Origin of the sequence: Micromonospora avicenniae (assembly GCF_900156065.1) — a bacterium.
Taxonomy (GTDB): Bacteria; Actinomycetota; Actinomycetes; order Mycobacteriales; family Micromonosporaceae; genus Micromonospora; species Micromonospora avicenniae.
Genome location: NZ_FTNF01000003.1, coordinates 37064 through 53632 on the forward strand (window position 1 = coordinate 37064; position 16569 = coordinate 53632).

Annotated in this window: 16 protein-coding genes; 9 read left to right on the plus strand and 7 right to left on the minus strand. The window is 72.8% G+C overall.

Annotation, left to right across the window (positions count from 1 at the left end; all coding sequences use genetic code 11):
* Positions 1 to 187: 187 nt before the first annotated feature.
* The gene (locus BXA10_RS05890; RefSeq protein ID WP_076468408.1) at positions 188 to 847 is read right to left on the minus strand and encodes a prepilin peptidase; all 660 of its coding nucleotides are present in this window, start codon (positions 845 to 847) and stop codon (positions 188 to 190) included.
* 10 nt (positions 848 to 857) lie between these two features.
* Positions 858 to 1889, minus strand: a complete 1032-nt coding sequence (locus BXA10_RS05895; protein WP_084752252.1) for an EamA family transporter — start codon at positions 1887 to 1889, stop codon at positions 858 to 860.
* A 345-nt stretch (positions 1890 to 2234) separates the two neighbouring features.
* Here BXA10_RS05895 and BXA10_RS05900 point away from each other — a divergent pair, with 345 nt between their 5' ends.
* Both BXA10_RS05900 and BXA10_RS05905 read left to right on the plus strand, forming a co-directional pair.
* On the plus strand, positions 2235 to 2717 hold the full coding sequence (locus tag BXA10_RS05900) for an LppU/SCO3897 family protein (RefSeq protein ID WP_076469205.1): 483 nt from the start codon (positions 2235 to 2237) through the stop codon (positions 2715 to 2717).
* 188 nt (positions 2718 to 2905) lie between these two features.
* The gene (locus BXA10_RS05905; RefSeq protein WP_076468410.1) at positions 2906 to 4147 is read left to right on the plus strand and encodes an ATP-binding protein; all 1242 of its coding nucleotides are present in this window, start codon (positions 2906 to 2908) and stop codon (positions 4145 to 4147) included.
* Between the two features lie 45 nt (positions 4148 to 4192).
* On the opposite strand, the gene BXA10_RS05910 is transcribed toward BXA10_RS05905, so the two are convergent.
* Positions 4193 to 4738: a GNAT family N-acetyltransferase gene (locus BXA10_RS05910; RefSeq protein ID WP_076468412.1), complete on the minus strand. Its 546-nt coding sequence runs from the start codon at positions 4736 to 4738 to the stop codon at positions 4193 to 4195.
* A gap of 134 nt (positions 4739 to 4872) precedes the next feature.
* Between BXA10_RS05910 and BXA10_RS05915 the strand changes: the two genes are divergently transcribed.
* Together BXA10_RS05915 and BXA10_RS05920 are read left to right on the plus strand one after the other, a co-directional pair.
* Positions 4873 to 5421 (plus strand): DoxX family protein, encoded by a 549-nt coding sequence (locus tag BXA10_RS05915; protein ID WP_076468414.1) that lies wholly within the window; start codon positions 4873 to 4875, stop codon positions 5419 to 5421.
* Between the two features lie 215 nt (positions 5422 to 5636).
* Complete coding sequence (locus tag BXA10_RS05920) at positions 5637 to 7079, plus strand: glycosyltransferase 87 family protein (protein ID WP_076468416.1); 1443 nt, start codon at positions 5637 to 5639, stop codon at positions 7077 to 7079.
* Between the two features lie 79 nt (positions 7080 to 7158).
* On the opposite strand, the gene BXA10_RS05925 is transcribed toward BXA10_RS05920, so the two are convergent.
* The 4 genes from BXA10_RS05925 to moaC all read right to left on the minus strand — a co-directional run bounded on the left by BXA10_RS05925 (position 7159) and on the right by moaC (position 9893).
* A complete protein-coding gene (locus BXA10_RS05925) occupies positions 7159 to 7587 on the minus strand; it encodes a molybdenum cofactor biosynthesis protein MoaE (RefSeq protein WP_076468418.1) in 429 nt (142 codons plus the stop codon).
* On the minus strand, positions 7584 to 8843 hold the full coding sequence (locus tag BXA10_RS05930; RefSeq protein ID WP_076468420.1) for a molybdopterin molybdotransferase MoeA: 1260 nt from the start codon (positions 8841 to 8843) through the stop codon (positions 7584 to 7586). The genes BXA10_RS05925 and BXA10_RS05930 overlap by 4 nt, the downstream gene beginning before the upstream one ends.
* A gap of 91 nt (positions 8844 to 8934) precedes the next feature.
* Positions 8935 to 9405: a MogA/MoaB family molybdenum cofactor biosynthesis protein gene (locus tag BXA10_RS05935; RefSeq protein ID WP_076469208.1), complete on the minus strand. Its 471-nt coding sequence runs from the start codon at positions 9403 to 9405 to the stop codon at positions 8935 to 8937.
* A complete protein-coding gene (gene moaC, locus BXA10_RS05940; protein WP_076468421.1) occupies positions 9402 to 9893 on the minus strand; it encodes a cyclic pyranopterin monophosphate synthase MoaC in 492 nt (163 codons plus the stop codon). The genes BXA10_RS05935 and moaC overlap by 4 nt, the downstream gene beginning before the upstream one ends.
* A gap of 866 nt (positions 9894 to 10759) precedes the next feature.
* Between moaC and BXA10_RS05945 the strand changes: the two genes are divergently transcribed.
* The 5 genes from BXA10_RS05945 (at position 10760) to BXA10_RS05965 (ending at position 16565) form a co-directional block, all read left to right on the plus strand.
* Positions 10760 to 13285 carry a putative bifunctional diguanylate cyclase/phosphodiesterase gene (locus BXA10_RS05945; RefSeq protein WP_076468423.1) on the plus strand — a complete coding sequence of 842 codons (2526 nt, stop codon included), beginning with the start codon at positions 10760 to 10762 and terminating at the stop codon, positions 13283 to 13285.
* 80 nt (positions 13286 to 13365) lie between these two features.
* A complete protein-coding gene (locus BXA10_RS05950) occupies positions 13366 to 14721 on the plus strand; it encodes a glycosyltransferase 87 family protein (RefSeq protein WP_076468425.1) in 1356 nt (451 codons plus the stop codon).
* Between the two features lie 9 nt (positions 14722 to 14730).
* The gene (locus tag BXA10_RS05955; protein ID WP_076468427.1) at positions 14731 to 15363 is read left to right on the plus strand and encodes a phosphoribosyltransferase; all 633 of its coding nucleotides are present in this window, start codon (positions 14731 to 14733) and stop codon (positions 15361 to 15363) included.
* A 19-nt stretch (positions 15364 to 15382) separates the two neighbouring features.
* Positions 15383 to 15787, plus strand: coding sequence for a TFIIB-type zinc ribbon-containing protein (locus BXA10_RS05960; RefSeq protein WP_076468428.1), 405 nt, complete (start codon positions 15383 to 15385; stop codon positions 15785 to 15787).
* A gap of 97 nt (positions 15788 to 15884) precedes the next feature.
* A complete protein-coding gene (locus BXA10_RS05965) occupies positions 15885 to 16565 on the plus strand; it encodes a maleylpyruvate isomerase N-terminal domain-containing protein (protein WP_076468430.1) in 681 nt (226 codons plus the stop codon).
* Positions 16566 to 16569 lie beyond the last annotated feature (4 nt).

Genomic DNA, 16569 nt, shown 5'->3' on the forward strand with positions numbered 1-16569 from the left:
CGCCCGTTCCGACAGGCCTCGCCGGACGGCGGGCTCGGACGCGGTGCGCGCGCACCGCGCGGCTCAGGCTGAAGTGAGCCCGGCGGGTCGGCTCGCCCGCCCGCCGGGCTGGCGGCCGCCGCGTGCTTGGGAGCTGCCCGGGCGGGACTCGCCGGGGCGCTCGCCCTGGCCCGGGGGGGGCTGCCGGTCAGGCGATCAGCGCCGCGAGCCAGGCGCCGGCCAGGATGGCCGGGCCGAACGGCAGTGCGGTGTCCCGGCGTACCCGGCCGGCGGCCAGCAGGGCGAGAGCCCAGACTCCGCCCAGCACGTGCGGCAGAACGAGCCCCCAGGCGAGGGCCGGCCAACCCAGCCAGCCGAGCGGCAGGCCCAGCGCGGTGGCGAGCTTGACGTCGCCGAAGCCGAGCCGGGAGCCCGGTAGCAGCGCCAGGAGCAGACCCACGGTGAGCGAGACGGCGGCGCCGGCGGCGGCCATCGGCAGCCGGAGCAGCTCGCCGCCGGTGGCTGCCACCGCGACCAGTCCGAGCGTGCCCGCCGCCGCCGTCGTGCCCACCAGCGGATCGGGAAGTCGCAGGCAGGTCAGATCCACCACGGACAGCGCCAGGCCGACGGCCGCGATCAGCAGGAACACGGGCAGTGCCGGCTCGGCGCCGTGGGCGGCGGCCAGCCCGCCGAAGACCACGCCACCGGCGACCGCGAGCCCGGGCCGGGCCCAGTGCGATCCCGGCCCGAGGAGCCCGGGCCGCAGATCACGGGAACCCGGCGCGAGGAAGCGGCCGGCGAGCGCCGGGGTGGCCGATCCGGCGAGCACACCGAGGAGCACCACGACGATCAGTGGGCCGGCGGACACCGGCCGGACGTTACCGGCGAGGTCCTCCCAGCGAGGCCCCGGAACCGGAAGGTGCGGGCTCCGGCTCGGTGGACGCGCGGCGCCCCGGACGCTCGGTGGTCACCACCAGGGCGACCCCGACCACGATCACCGCGCCACCGAGCAGCACCTGCGTGGTGATCGGCTCGGCGGCCAGCACCGCGCCGAGCGCCACCGCCACCGCCGGGTTGACGTAGGCGTACGTCGAGACGAGCGAGAGCGGCGCGCTCTGCAGCAGCCAGACGTACGCCGTGAAGGCGACCAGCGAGCCGGCCACCATCAGGTAGCCGAGCGCGAGCCAGGAACGTCCGCTCACCTCGGCCGGGTCGAAACCGCGCAGTTCGCCCCGGCCCAGCGAGAGCAGGACGAGCGCCACCGCGCCGGCCGCCATCTCGTAGACGGTGGCGACGAACGGGTCGGCGGGCATCCGGAGGCGGCCGGAGAGGAACGACCCGATCGACCAGCTGGCGGCTCCCGCGACCACGGTGAGCGCCCCGGCCAGCGGCACGGCGTCCGCACCTCCGCTCGGCAGGACGAGCAGGACCAGCCCGACGAAGCCGACGCTGACTCCGGCGACCGTCCAGAACCGGGGCCGGTCCCCGGTCACCGCGCGGATCACCACCACCAGCAGTGGCACCGTGGCGACCAGCAGCGCGGCGATACCCGAGGGCAACGCGACCCCGGGCGGCCCGGACTCGGCGAGCACCACGAGTCCGTTGCCGCCGGCAAGCAGGAGGAGCCCCACGAGCGCCGCCGAGCCGAGCTGCCGCCGGTCGACCCGGAGGGCTCCCGGCCCGCGTCGTATCCGCAGGACGACCGCCAGTACCAGGGCGGCGACGGCGAACCGGGCTGCCGCCGAGGCGAGCGCCGGCATGGTCTCCACCGCGATCCGGATACCCAGATACGTGGAGCCCCAGAGCAGGTAGACCAGTAGGAGCGCGGTCCAGACCAGAGCGGGCGCGGCGGTCGCGGGTCGACCGGACCGGTCGCCGGCACGGGACGGACGAGACGGAGTCGAGGTCATCGTCGGTCCACGCTACGGTGACGTCGGTGTCGGCGTCCCGCCTTGGTGGCCGGCCTCTCACCATCGTCCAGGAGGGCGTTCATGGCGAACTACGGATCATCGGGTGGCGGACCCGCGGAGCCGTGGCGCGGGCAGCGGCCTTATCCGGGGTACCACGATCACGGGGCGCAGCGGCCGGCCGAACCGGGGTCGCGCCATGACGAGCCGCGGTACGCCGAGCCTCGTCACGAGGAGCCGCGCCACGACGGCTACCGCTACGAGGAGCGGTCCCGTGCCACCGACGACCGAGCCGGGGCGGTCCCGCAGCCGGCGTACGACTCCGGCTGGGACCCGGTCGGCGGTCCGGTGCCGTACGCCGGGGCGCCGACCCCACCGCGGCGCCGGCGCCGGCCGCTTGTCGTGGTGCTGGCCGTCGTCGCACTGCTCGTGCTGGCCGGTGGTTCCGCGCTCTACCTCCTGGCCGACGGGAACGAGTCGCCGTCGGTGGCCGCGCCGACCAGCGCGGCTCCGACCGCGTCGGCGGATCCGGACGTGCCCGTCCCGACGGGACCGGCGACCACTGCGGCACCGGAGTCGTCGGCCGATCCTCGCTTCGCGAAGGTGGGCCAGTGTGTCCGCGACGCGGGCACCACGGATGGCAAGCCGAAGCTGTTGATCAGCTCCTGCACCTCGAACACGTACGAGGTGCTGCGCCGCTTCGACGGCACCACGAGCGGTGAGAAGGACGCCGAGGCGAAGTGCGGCCGGGTCCAGGGCTACACCAACTGGTTCTTCTACGACAGCGAGCTGGACACCCTCGACTTCGTCCTCTGCCTCAAGCAGCGGTAGAGCGGTACCCGTAGCCAAAACTAGGGCTGTCTAGCGTGTCGGCTAGACAGCCCTAGTTTTAGGGAGACCGGCAATAGGACTGGCGCCGCCCTGTTGCCGGCCTCTCAGGTCGAGGATCCGCGACACGCCGGTAGCTTCATCTATCCATGTCTAGCCCCACCGCTAGATGGCCCGATACTGTGCGATGCGTGGATCCGGTCCGCAACCCGTACGCCCCGGGCGCCGGTCAGCGCCCGCCCGAACTCGCCGGGCGGGGGCGGGAGCTGGACGTCTTCGACATCGTGCTGGAGCGCATCGCCCGAGGGCGGCCGGAGCGGAGCCTGATGCTGACCGGCCTCCGGGGCGTCGGCAAGACGGTGCTGCTCAACACCCTGCGCTCGCAGGCGATCAATCGACTCTGGGGCAGCGGAAAGATCGAAGCCAGACCGGACCAGTCCCTGCGTCGCCCCGTCGCCGCCGCGCTGCACATGGCGGTGCGGGAACTCGCGCCCCGGCACCGCGCCCCGGACCGGATCGACGCCTTCCTCGGCGTGCTCAAGGCGTTCGCGATGCGTGCCGCGCCCACCGGGCGGGGTGGCGCCGCCCCGAAACTGCGCGACCGTTGGCAGCCCGGCATCGACGTTCCGGCCAGCAGCGGTCGGGCCGACTCCGGCGACATCGAGATCGACCTGGTCGAGTTGCTGACCGACGCCGCCGCGGTGGCCAGCGACGTGGGCACCGGCGTGGCCATCTTCATCGACGAGATGCAGGACCTCGGCCCCGAGGACGTGTCGGCGCTCTGCGCCGCCTGCCACGAGCTCTCCCAGATAGGCGCGCCGCTGATCGTGGTCGGCGCCGGCCTGCCCCACCTGCCGGCCGTGCTCAGCGCCGCGAAGTCGTACTCCGAGCGTCTCTTCCGCTACCAGCGGATCGACCGGCTCGACCGGATCGCCGCCGACCAGGCGCTCTGCGCGCCGGCCGAACGCGAAGAGGTGGAGTACGAGCCGAAGGCGCTCGACCTGCTCTACGAGAAGTCCGGCGGCTACCCGTACTTCGTGCAGGCGTACGGGAAGGCCACCTGGGACCATGCGCCGCGTTCCCCCATCACCGCCGCGGACGTCCGGGTCGCCGCCCCCGAGGCCGAGGCCGAGTTGGCGGTGGGCTTCTTCGGCTCCCGCTTCGAGCGGGCCACTCCTGCCGAGCGCGAGTACATGCGGGCCATGGCCACACTTTCGCTGGTGGAGGCCGAGGCCGGTGGCACGATCAGGGACGACATGGACGCCGCCGTGCCGACCGCGGAGATCGCCCGCGCGCTCGGCCGCAAGCCGGCCAGCCTCTCCCCGGCCCGGGACGCACTGATCAAGAAGGGGCTCATCTACTCGGGTGAGCGTGGCACTGTCGCGTTCACCGTGCCGCACTTCGGTCGCTACCTGCGCACCCAGCCGGCCTGATCTCAGCCGGCCTGATCTCAGCCGGCTGCCCGAGGACCCTCCCGGTCAGACTTTCGCCCAGGGCGGCGGGAAGACCACCTCGCCCCGCGGCGGTGGCGGGGCGTCGCTGGTCGCCGGGGGCAACACCAGCGCCTGCCAGGGCTCTCCCAGGCCGGACCAGGGGCTGGTGAGACCCATCCGGTCGGCACGGCTGAAGCCGAAGCGGCGGTAGTAGGCCGGGCTGCCGAGCACCACCACGAGCCGCTCACCCAGCTCGGTCGCGGCGTCGAGGGCCGCCTGCACCACGGCCGTGCCGTGGCCGAGCTTCTGCCGATGCGGCGCAACCGCCACGGGACCGAGGGTCAACGCCCATGCGGAGCCCCGTTCGGATTTCACCCGTACGCGGGTGAGCAACGCGTAGCCGACCACCTCGCCGCCGTACTCGGCGACCATGGCGAGCTCAGGGATCCAGGCGTCGCAGGCCCGCAACTCTTCGACCAGCCCGACTTCGGGCGGGGCGGCCACGTCCGGGCGCGCGAACGCGGCGGCGAGCACCCGACGGACCGGCCCGGTGTCGGCCGGGCCCTCGGGTCGAAGCCGCAGCGTCGTCACCCGCGCGACGTTACCCGCCGGGACGCGTCCATCCGCGACGGTCGCTCGAATCGGCGTGGCGCGACGTGCACATGCGCCGATCCGGATCGGCCGTTGCCGGGGTGGCCGGGGCCGCGACGGGGTATGACTGAGCCATGAAACCCGTACGCTCCCTCGCCCGCGCCATGTTGAGCGGCATCTTCGTGGTCGGCGGGTGTCGCAACTTCACGAATCCGGAGCGGCTGGCACCGACCGCCAAGCCGATCGTCGACCGCGTGGAACCGCTGCTCGAGCAGGTGAACCCCCGCATCCCGACCGACGCCGTGACGCTGATCCGGGCCACCGGGGCGGTACAGGTCGGTGCCGGGCTGCTGTTCGCCACCGGGAAGCTCACCCGGCCGATGGCGCTGGTGCTGGCCGGGACGCTGGTGCCGGTGACGCTCGCCGGGCACCGCTTCTGGGAGAACGAGGACCCGCTGGCGCGGGCCAACAACCGGGTGCACTTCCTGAAGAACGTCGGGATCCTCGGTGGGCTTCTCCTCGCCGCCGCCGATACACAGGGCAAGCCGGGGATCCGTTGGCGTACCGGCCACCGCATCGGCCATTCCCGACGCTCGGTGCAGCGGGCAGTCCGCAGCGCCCGGCGCGAGGCGCGGGTGGCGGCTGCCCGGGCCGCGAGCACGGCTCGCCGACTACCGGGCTGACCTGCGTCGATACCTCCCCTCGACACACCGCACCCTGTCCAACACCGCGAATCACCTGAACCGCCCGGTAGGCGTTAACGCGGTGGAAATGTCAAAAACATGTGTGGGATCGGACACGGTCGCATAACGCGGGAGGCACTGACGTGAGTCGCCGTTCTAGGCTCCGTGCGGGACCTGGACGGGTAGGACGAGCTTGGTACGGGGGTGGCCACGCCATGCCGGCGACCGTCGGGAGACGGGCGAACCGCCTCGCCACAGTCCGCCGCGTGACGAGCCGCGTCGATCGCAGGATCGTCGTACGGGTCAGCATCGTGGCTGCCGTCGCCTACGCCGCCTGGCTCGCGATCGGGGCCTTCGGACGGCCGTACAACTTCTTCGACATGAAGATCTACCACGGCGCGGTGGTGTGGTGGGCGACCGGACACGAGCTCTACGAGTTCGTCGCGCCCGAGACCACCCTCGGTTTCACGTACCCGCCGTTCGCCGGCCTGGTCATGCTGCCCATGGCGCACCTGCCCATCGAGGCCGCCGGGATGATGAACGCGCTGGCCAGCCTCGCCGCCATGGCGGTGGTGCTAGCCGCTCTGCTACGCCCGATCGTCGACCGGCTGGGCTGGTCACTGTGGTACACGGTGGCCCTGGCCGTGCCGCTGGCCGCCGCCATCGAGCCGACCCGGGAAACCCTCGGCTACGGCCAGGTCAATCTGCTGCTCTTCGCGCTCGTCATGGCAGACCTGATCGGCCTGCGTTGGCGCTCCCGCCGGGGCACCCACGTCGCCCCCGACGACGGCCTGTTGCTGCGGTTCGTCTACAGCGGGGCGTGGGCCGGGGTCGGCATCGGGCTGGCCACCGCGGTGAAGCTCACCCCGGCGCTCTTCATCGTCTACTTGATGATCACCCGGCAGTGGCGGGTGGCAACGACCGCGATCGCCACCACGATCGGGGTCACGATCGGCACCTTCGGGATCGTCGGCGACGAGTCCCGCACCTACTTCGGCAGCGTCCTCTGGCAGACCGAGCGGGTGGGCGCCGCCGACATGACTCCGAACCAGTCCCTGGCCGGCCTGCTGGCCCGCCTCTACGACTCGATCGAGACCCCGGGCCTGCTCTGGTTCTCGTTCTCCGTGCTGATCCTGGCGCTGGGTCTGTCCCGGGCGGCGCACTCGCACGCCGACGGCGACGAGTTGACCGCGTTCACCCTGGTCGGGCTCACCGCCAACGTGATCAGCCCGATCTCCTGGACGCACCACCTGGTCTGGGTCATCCCGGCGATCATCGTGCTGGCCGACGCCGCCGTACGCCGCCGCGACGCGAGCCGCGGGCTCACGTCGCGGGCCGGGTCGGGCGGCGCGAACTCCGGCCTGCCCAATGTCAACGGTCTTCGCCCGCCGATCTGGTATCCCACGTTGACCGGGCTCCGTCACGGCATCGCCGCGGTCGCGCTCTACCTGTTGTTCCTGGTCTCGCCCATCTGGCCGTACGAGCACCAACTGCCGGAGGTCTCCCACTACCAGGACGGTCTCTTCGGGGCCGTCATGGAGAACTCACTGGCATTGGCCCTCATCGTGCTGGTCGCCGCGCTGCCGTGGCGGCCCGGCGCCGAACCGGTCTTCTACGCCGACCGGCTGGGCCGGATTCCCGCCACCGCCCGCCGCTGAACCGCCCGCCGTCCGGACCGCCCGCCGCCGGCCTCCTCGACCGGCGGCGGTCACCGGCTGCCGGACCGGCCGGTACGGATCAGGGGCAGTTGACCCACTCCTCGGTGCCGTCGGCGAAGACCTGACGCTTCCAGATGGGCAGGCGGGCCTTCACCTCGTCGACCAGCCGGGCGCAGGCGGTGAACGCGGCGGCCCGGTGCGCGGTGCTGACCGCGGCGACCAGGGCCACGTCGCCGATGGCGAGCGGGCCGATCCGGTGTGACACGGCGACCGAGTAGACCTCGGGGTCGGCGGCGATCTCAGCGGCGACCTCGCGCAGGATCCGTTCGGCGCTCGGGTGCCCCTCGTACTCCAGGCTGGTGACCGCGCGGCCGTGGTCGTGGTCGCGTACCACGCCCTGGAAGGACACGACCGCACCGGCGCGCGGATCGGCGACCGCCGCTTCGTGTGCGGCCAGGTCGAGCGGTTGGTCGGTGACCTCACCGAGGGCGAGGGTCGGTGCTGTCATGAGGCACGCTCTCCACTACGTAGGGGCAGCGGCACCACGGGAACCCGGCTCCCCGGTTCGCCGGTGCCGCCCGGGCTGATGACCGCGAAGCCGTCCGCCCCGGCGAGCCCCCGCAGCATCGCCGAGCCGACGTGCCGCACCGGGTGGGCGGTCCCGGCGACCCGGTCCAGGCGGACCAGGGCAAGGTGGGTGTGGTCACCCCGCCCGGGAACCGGCTCGGCCAGGGTGGCGTGCGGCAGCTCCGGCAGCTGCCGGCCCTGGAGGCCGGCGAGCAGCGGGGCGACCAGGGAGACCAGGGCGACGATCGCCGACTGCGGGTTGCCCGGCAGACCGGCCACGAAACGGACCCGCCCGTCCGCCCCGGTCAGCCGGGCCAGCAGCATCGGGAACCCGGGCCGGACGGCGACCGTGTTGACGACGTACTCGGCGCCGAGTTCCTCGAGCGCGGGGTGCAGGTGGTCGACCGGACCGTGCATGGTGCCGCCGGTCGTGCAGACCAGATCGGCGTCGGCGAGCGCCTTGCGCAGCGCCGCCACGTGCGCGGGGAGGGTGTCCTCGACCGGGCCGATCACGTCGGAGGGCCGGATCTCGCAGCCGTACCGGCGCAGCCAGGCCGGCAGCGACGGCCCCAGCGCGTCGCGGACCCGCCCGGCCGCGGGTGGCCCGGAGGTCAGCAGCTCGTCGCCGAAGACCAGCAGCGCGGCGCGCGGCGCGGGCCGGACCGGCAGGGTGTCGTAGCCGCAGGAGGCGGCCAGGCCGATCACCGCCGGATCCACCGCCGTCCCGGCCGGCAGGAGCTGCTCCCCGGCGTACGCCTCCTCGCCCGGCTGCCGCCACTCCGGGGTGCCGCGGGGCGTGCCGACGACGCGATCGTCAGGCGTCCGGTCGGACTCCTCGATCCGCAACACCGCAGTGGTGCCCTCGGGCACCATCGCACCGGTGGCGATCTCGACGGTGGTGCCGTCCTCGGTCAGCGCCGGTGGCGTGCTGCCGGCCAGCACCCGGCCGACGACCCGCCACGGTCCGGCCCCCCGTACCGCCCAGCCGTCCACGCTGGAGGTGGGAAAGGCTGGGAGGTCGGTACGCGTGGTCAGCGGCTCGGCGAGAGTCAGACCGTCGGTCTCGGCGAGCGGGCGGGCGGTGACGGGGAGCACGGCGGCGAGACCGACGGCGTGCACCCGGGAACGCGCCTGTGCCCAGTCGGCCGGAGGCGATGCGACGGCGTGGCCCGCCGCCGCTGCGGTTTCCGTGCTCACCGGCCGAGCCTATCGGGGTGGCGGCCGCTGTGCCGGGCCAGTCGCCGCCCCGGTCCAGCCGGCAGCCGGACCGAGATGCGGGCACGCGGGCTCAATGGTCACCACCGCGGAGCTGGTCGACGGCGTGGGCGAGGATCGGGCCGAGCACGGCCAAGCCGTCCCGGGCACCACCGGTCGAGCCGGGCAGGTTGACCACCAGCATCCGGCCGGCCACCCCGGCCAGTCCCCGGGAGAGCGCCGACGTGGGCACACGGTCCCGGCTGTGGGCGCGGATCGCCTCGGCGATACCGGGAATCTCGTAGTCGAGCATCGCGCGGGTGACGTCGGGCGTCCGGTCGGACGGCGTGATGCCGGTGCCGCCACTGGTCAGGACCACGTCGACGCCGTCGGCGAGCGCGCCGCGCAGCGCCTCGCCCACCGGTTCGCCGTCGGGCACCACCACCGGATCGTCGACCTCGCAGCCAAGCTCGCGCAGGCCGGCGACGAGCAGGGGGCCGCTGGTGTCGGCGTAGACGCCGGCCGCGGCCCGGTTCGAGGCCACCACCACCCGGGCCCGGATCACGGCCGGTCCTCCGGACGGACCCACTCGCCGGTCTTGCCGCCCTCCTTGCGCAGGACGCGTACCGCCTCGATGGACGCCGCCGGGTCGACGGCCTTGACCATGTCGATGAGGGCGAGGCCGGCGACGGCCACCGCGGTCAACGCCTCCATCTCGACGCCCGTCCGGTCGGCTGTGCGCGTGAGAGCGGTGATCTCGACGGTGTCGGTGGTGGGTTCGAGTTCGACGGTCACCGCGTGCAGCGCGATCGGGTGACAGAGCGGGATCAGGTCGGGGGTGCGCTTGGCGCCCATGATGCCGGCGAGGCGTCCCACGGCCAGCGCGTCGCCCTTCGGCAGGCCGTCGCGCCGCAGCAGGTCGACCACCTCGGGCGTCGTCCGCAACCGGCCGGCGGCGACCGCCGAACGTCCGGTCACCGCCTTGGCGGAGACGTCGACCATGTGCGCCGCGCCGGCGGCGTCGACGTGAGTGAGCTGCGCGGATTCGGTCACGGCGGCGAGCCTATCTTCCGGGTACGACCAACCGGAGCGCACTCGCGGCGCGCCGTTTCCGTCCGCCGCCGGTTGTTCCCGGACGAGAATGGCGCTGCTTGCCCCGGCGGGTTCGTACGGGCGGGCACTGATTGGCGGTAGGTGTGGACCGCGGTGACGCTGGGTCGACAGTTCATCCGCGAGTTCCTCGGGGGCAACCGGGAAGCCCGGACCGAATTGCCAGGATCGCCGGCACCGATCCACTACCCAGGACCTCGGAGTTGCAGGATGCCTGCGGGAAGTTGCAGTTCGCCGGCTCCCGAATCCAGGGCCGCCGCCCGTCGCGATTCCGAATCCGCCAGGTGTCCATATGATCGTCGTTCAAGGCTCGAGGGATTTGCGGGTGACGATTGCGGACCGGCCGGAGAGGACGAAAATGTGGTTCTGGCCGGCAACACCGCAGGTCAGCCAGGAGCGTGTACCGGATGTCCGAACTCGGGATGATTCTGCGAGCCCATCTCACCACACTTTGGACAAGTCCTCACCTCGCTTGAGCACAGCACACCGTCAGCGTTACGCGACACGGCAATCGCAAAGCGAAAGGGCCGACAGCGCTCCGCACAGGCCCCATGGACAGAACGTCACAAACCGCCTTCAGCTTGGCTAATGTTGCGCATACCGACATTTATTCCTTCTAATCGTCTCTAGTTGCTCCTAAGCTGCTCTCCCAGAGGGACGGAGACCTCCACGGGGAAAGGTCCCGGAATGGCATCGGCACGGAAGGGGCGACGCAATGCGCGGCAGCGACTGGAACTGAGGCTGGGCACGGGACTTACCGGTGCTCCGGGAGTAGGCTGCGAACGGTTGAGGCAGTCACCTGGAGTGGTATGACGCTTCCCCCACGACGCGAGAATGAGACCGATAGGCGGCTTCTGCTGCTCATCGGTCTCGTCGTCGTCCTGGCGTCACTCATCGTCGTCACCGCGCTGCGGCCCGCACTGACCAGTGCCGCGCCGAGGTCGGCGAACGACGCGGCCGGCCTCGTGATGGTCGCCTTCATGATCGCCGTCGGCACTCTCGTCAAGGCCCGCGTACGGATCAGGTCGACGACCCACTCGATCAGCTGGAACGAGACGGCGATAGTCATCGGTGTCGCCATCGCCCCGACGTCATGGGTGGTGCTCTGCACCGCGGTCGGGATCTTCCTGGCGTCGCTGCGCCTGTCCGCGATCAAAGTTGCCTTCGGCGTCGGCAAGAACGTCATCGTCGCCTGGGGTGCCGGGACCGCCCTGACGGCCATGAGCTGGACCTGGCCACCGTCGGGCGGTTGGCGGATGGTGGTGCCGCTGGGCGTCGCCTATCTGGTCGCGGCGCTGCTGGACGACCTCCTGGCGATCCCCGTCATCGCGCTCGCCTCCGGCACGAAGATCGCCCGCAACTTCCGGAGCAACCTCGACCTCCGGCTCGGCGGCTTCGCCGTACGGTTCCTGGTCGCCGTCTGCACCCTGCTCATCCTGCAAGCCGCTCCGCGGTTCCTGCTGGCCGTGCCGCCGCTCGTGCTCAGCCTGCACCTCGCCTACTCCGCCCGTATCCGCGCCCGGACCGAGCAGCAGGCCTGGCAACGCCTCGCCCGGGCCACCGACGCGCTCAACGTGGTCGATCTGGACAAGGTCCTCGCGACCGCCGTCACCCAGGCCGCCGAACTCTTCTCCGCCGACCAGGTGGAGATCGAACTACGCGACGGCGCGCGGACGGTACGCGGCGGCGCCGACGGCGTCATCGCCTACGACGGCCCGGACGGCGAGCCCGCACCGGTCGACGGGACGGTGGTGCCGGCGCCGCTGGAGGGGCACGACCGCACGGCCGACGTCGGCGTGCTGCGGCTGCGGTTCCGTGGCCCGGTGCAGCTCTCCGAGCGGGAGCGGTACACGTTGCGCACCTTCGCGTCGGCGCTCTGCACCGCCGTACGCAACGCCCAGGCGTACGCGGAACTCGCCCGCGTCGCCGACGAGCACGCGTACGCCGCGAGCCACGACGCGCTGACCGGGCTGGCCAACCGGCGGCAGTTGCTCGAACAGGGCACCGAGCAGCTCAGCACGAAGCACGCCGACGGCGTGACCGCCCTGGTCCTGATCGACCTCAACCACTTCAAGGAAGTCAACGACACGCTCGGCCATGCCGCCGGCGACCAGGTGCTCGTGCAGGTGGCAGAGCGGCTACGCGACGCCGCCCAGGGCGACGACCTGGTGGCGCGGCTCGGCGGCGACGAGTTCGCCGTGCTCCTGCGCGGCCTGCCCGCACCTGCGGTCGCCGCGCACCGGGCGGAGACGCTCCTCGCCGCCCTGCACCAGCCGATCGACCTGGACGGAATGCGGATCAGCGTCGAGGCGAGCGGAGGCATCGCCGCCGCGCCGGCCGCCGGTGGGATGCCCGAACTGCTCCGCCGCGCCGACGTGGCCATGTACCAGGCCAAGCGGGCCGGCCAACGCATCTCCACGTACGCCCCGACCCGGGACACCGCCGACCTCAACCGGCTCACGCTCGGCGGCGAACTGCCCCGTGCGGTCGCCGACCACGAGTTCACGGTCAACTTCCAGCCCATCGTCGACCTGTCCACCGGCGAGATCGTCAGCGCCGAGGCGCTCGCCCGCTGGCACCACCCCACGCACGGGCTGATCGACCCGCTGCGCTTCCTGGAGGCCGTCGAGCGCTCCGGCCTGCTGCCCGCCTTCGCCGAGGCGATCCTCGACCAGGCTCTCATCGCCGCGAAGACCTGGCGGGAAGCCGGCTTCGACGTACCGGTCGCGGTGAACGTCTCGCCGCGCAGCCTCCTCGACGCCCGCTTCCCCGGTTCGGTGCTGGCCCGGCTCCGCGCCCACGACCTTCCCCCGGACCAACTGGTGCTGGAGCTGACCGAGACCCTCACCCTCAGCCAGCTCGACGTGGTCGACCGGGTACTCAGCCGGCTCAGGGACGAGGGCGTACGACTGGCCCTGGACGACTTCGGCACCGGTTACTCGTCGCTGAGCCTGCTCTCCCGGATCCCCGTGCACGAGTTGAAGATCGACAAGAGCTTCGTCACCGCCATGGCGACCTCGACCGAGGCCGCCGCGGTGATCCGCTCCACCGTGGATCTCGGCCGCAGCCTCGACCTGACCGTGGTCGCCGAAGGTGTGGAGAGCGAACCACAGCGCCAGGCGCTCTGGCAGCTGGGCTGCGCCGCCGGCCAGGGTCACCTCTTCGCCCGGCCGATGCCCGCCGGCATGCTCCTGGCCGCGCTGCACCGCGGCGCCGGCGGCAGCCCCGGACTCCTCGCGCCGCCACTGCACGACGCCGGCGCGGTGATCCGACTGGCCCCGGGTCGCCGTACCGGCGGACGCGGCCGGGACCGGCTGCCGCACCAGCCCGCCTGACCGGGACGGGGTGAGCGAGCGCCGGCCGCCACGACGCGCGACCCGAGGCGGTACGCCAACCGTCTGCCACACTTGCCCGCGTGACCGCCGCAGCCCCGACCCCCCGCTCCCGTGGCTGGCGAGCGCTCGACTCCGCAGGCGGCGGGCTCCCTCTCGACCTCGCCGTGTACGCCGTGTCAGCCGCCTTCGCCGCGATCACCGCCGTCACCTCGACGTTGCTTCCACACCGTGCCTGGGGCGGCCTCGCAGCGATCGGCTACCTCGTCGCGGCGTCGGCCGTCATCGGCCAACTGCTGCTCCGGCGCCGGCGACCCGATTCGCCGCTCACCGGCCTGCCGGCGCGCTGGGCGATCACCGGATTCGCCTGGGCGACGACCACCCTGCTGCCACTGGTGCGGCAGAGCGCCGAACGGGCGGCCGGACGCACCGACCGGGCGCAGGAGGAAGTTCTCGTCGTCGAGCAGGCCGGCACCCGTCTCGCCGAGCACGGCACCCCGTACCTCGGCCACGACGCCATAGCCGCCCTGCCCGCCGACGAACGGTTGCTGGGCTACACCCCCTACCAGCCGGGCATGGCGCTCTTCGGGCTGCCCCGTGCCGCCGCCACGGCGTGGTGGACCGACGCCCGGGTCTGGTTCGCGCTCGGCACCGCGGTCGTCCTCACCCTCGCCGTCGCCGCCCTGCGCGGACGCACCACGGGCACCGGGCCCGCCGCTCGGCAGGGCACGGTCGCCAAGCACCGGTCCGCCGCCCTGCTCCGCGGCGTGCAGGCCGCCACCGTGCTGCCGATCTGCGCCCTGACCCTGGCCACCGGCGGCGACGACCTTCCCGTTCTCGCGCTCTGCCTGCTGGCGCTGTCCCTCGCGGCGACCGGCCGGGCGGGTCTCGCCGGCGTCGCCATCGGCCTGGCCGGCGCGCTCAAGCTCTTCGCCTGGCCGATCGCCCTCGTCCTCATCGTCTGGGGTGCGACCCGGCGGGCCGGTCTCCGGGTGACCGCCGGGGCGATCGGGCTCCCCGTCGCGGCCCTGCTGCCCGCCCTGCTGGTCGATCGGGACGCCCTCGTCGAGAACGTGCTCCGCTTCCCTCTCGGGCACGGGCTGGTGACCAGCCCCGCGCAGTCGCCCTTTCCCGGGCAACTGATCGCGGCCGGGCTGCCCGGCGGCCGGTTGATCGCCGCCGGGCTGCTGGTCGCCGCTGGTGCCGCGATCGCCGTACGGCTCGCCCGCCAGCCGCCCCGCACCGCCTTCGCCGCCGCACTCGTCTGCGGGTACGGGCTGCTCGTCGCGATCGCGCTCATGCCGTCGACCCGGTTCGGGTACCTGCTCTACCCGATCGCCCTGCTCGTCTGGGCACCCGCCCTGCGGAACCTGGACTCCCCGGCCACGAACCCGGCTCTTTCAGTGAACTGGCAGGCGGTGGAGCGTGGCAGGGCGTAGACCTGAGTCATGACGACCTACCGCGACCGCGCCGAGGCGGGCCGGATGCTCGCCGACCAGCTCACCGGACTGATCGGCGAACCGGACGTCACAGTCCTCGGCCTCGTACGCGGTGGCGTACCGGTGGCACAGGTGGTCGCCGAACGGCTCGACGCGCCGCTGGATGTGCTGGTCATCCGGAAGCTCGGCATGCCCTGGGCCCGCGAGGTCGCGTTCGGGGCGCTCGGCCCGGGCGGCGTGCAGGTGCTCAACGAGCACGTGGCCAGCCAGCTCAGCCCGGAGGACATCGCCGCGACCAACCGTCGCGAACAGGCCGAACTGGAGCGTCGCGAAGAGCTCTACCGCACCGGGCGTCCACCGCTGGACCTCGCCGGTCGCACCGCCGTGATCGTCGATGACGGTCTGGCCACCGGCGCCACGGCCCGCGCGGCGGTCGAGGTCGCCCGTCACCTAGGTGCCCGGCGGGTGATCGTCGCCGTGCCTGTCGGCTCCCGCGAGGCGAAGCAGACGCTGGCCGCCGAGGCGGACCAGGTCGTCTGTGTGCAGTGCCCCTCGGAGTTCATCGCCGTGAGCGCCTACTACGAGGACTTCCACGAGGTGGAGGATGAGGAAGTCGTGCAGACGTTGACGGCAACTGCGTGACCTGACCGGGTACCTTCGGGTGATGAGTCTCACCTGTCCCAAGTGTCACGGAGAAATGCGCCAGTACGAACGAAGCGGCGTCGTCATCGACCAGTGCAGCGAGTGCCGAGGCATCTTCCTCGACCGAGGCGAGCTGGAAAAGCTGTTCGAGGCGGAGGCGAACTGGAACCACCAGCAGGCAGCTGCCGCTCCGGCCGGCGCGGGTGGCCACGCCCAGCCGGCCCACCAGCCGGCCGGCTTCCCGCCGCCCCCGCCCGCACCCGCCCCGCACCAGCCCGGCTACGGCGCCGTGCCGCCGCCTCCGCCGCCCGCGCACGGCTACCCGCCGGCCCCGGCGTACGGCCACGGGCAGCAGCATCACGGCTACCACGGGCACTACCGGAAGAAGAAGCACAAGAGCTTCCTCGACGACTTCTTCGGCTGAGCCAGCCCGAAGAGGGGTTCGGCGGCCGGCCCGGCAGATGCGGGCCGGCCGCCGGTCGTGATCAGCGGGCCGGCGGCTACCGTGCGAAGCTGCCCCCATGAACACCATCGGACAGCACGACGCGTTGGCCGAGGCGTACCAGGGCATCACGGCGACCGTCGCCGACCGCTCCGACGACGACCTGCAGCGGCCGACGCGGTGCCGGGGCTGGCTCGTCGACGACCTGCTCATGCACGTGCTCTGCGACGCGCAGCGGGCCCTGGTGGCGCTGGCCAGCCCGGCCGACGGTCCGGCCGACCTGGACGACGTGAGCTACTGGCGGGCGAACCCGTGGAGCGGCGGCGACGCCGAGGCACGGCACTCCCGCTGGATCCGCCGGTCCGCCGCCGCCTTCGACCGGCCCGCCGGGGTGGTTCAGGTCTGGTGTGACACCGCGCCCGCCGCCGCCCGCGCCGCAGCCGCCGCCGACCCCTCGGGGTACGTCAACACCCAGGGCCACGTGCTGCGCGTACCCGATTTCCTCGCCACCCTGACGACCGAGGCGGTCGTTCACCACCTCGACCTGGTGCTGGACCTCCCGGACGCCCCGCTGCCGGGTCCGCTCGCCACCCGGGTCGCGACGGCCACCCTGGACGGTCTGCTGAGCGACGTCGCCGCTCGCCCGGCGAGCTGGGACGAGCACGAGTTCATCCTCAAGGCGACGGGCCGGCTCCCGCTCAGCGACCGGGACCGGTCGGAGCTGGACGACCTCGCCGATCGCTTCCCGCTGCTCGGCTGAGCCC

Coding starts and splice junctions, on each gene's coding strand:
- BXA10_RS05895 (WP_084752252.1), bottom strand. CDS start 1,889: ATGACCTCGACTCCGTCTCGTCCGTCCCGTGCCGGCGACCGGTCCGGT.
- BXA10_RS05915 (WP_076468414.1), top strand. CDS start 4,873: ATGAAACCCGTACGCTCCCTCGCCCGCGCCATGTTGAGCGGCATCTTC.
- BXA10_RS05920 (WP_076468416.1), top strand. CDS start 5,637: ATGCCGGCGACCGTCGGGAGACGGGCGAACCGCCTCGCCACAGTCCGC.
- BXA10_RS05925 (WP_076468418.1), bottom strand. CDS start 7,587: ATGACAGCACCGACCCTCGCCCTCGGTGAGGTCACCGACCAACCGCTC.
- BXA10_RS05945 (WP_076468423.1), top strand. CDS start 10,760: ATGACGCTTCCCCCACGACGCGAGAATGAGACCGATAGGCGGCTTCTG.
- BXA10_RS05955 (WP_076468427.1), top strand. CDS start 14,731: ATGACGACCTACCGCGACCGCGCCGAGGCGGGCCGGATGCTCGCCGAC.
- BXA10_RS05965 (WP_076468430.1), top strand. CDS start 15,885: ATGAACACCATCGGACAGCACGACGCGTTGGCCGAGGCGTACCAGGGC.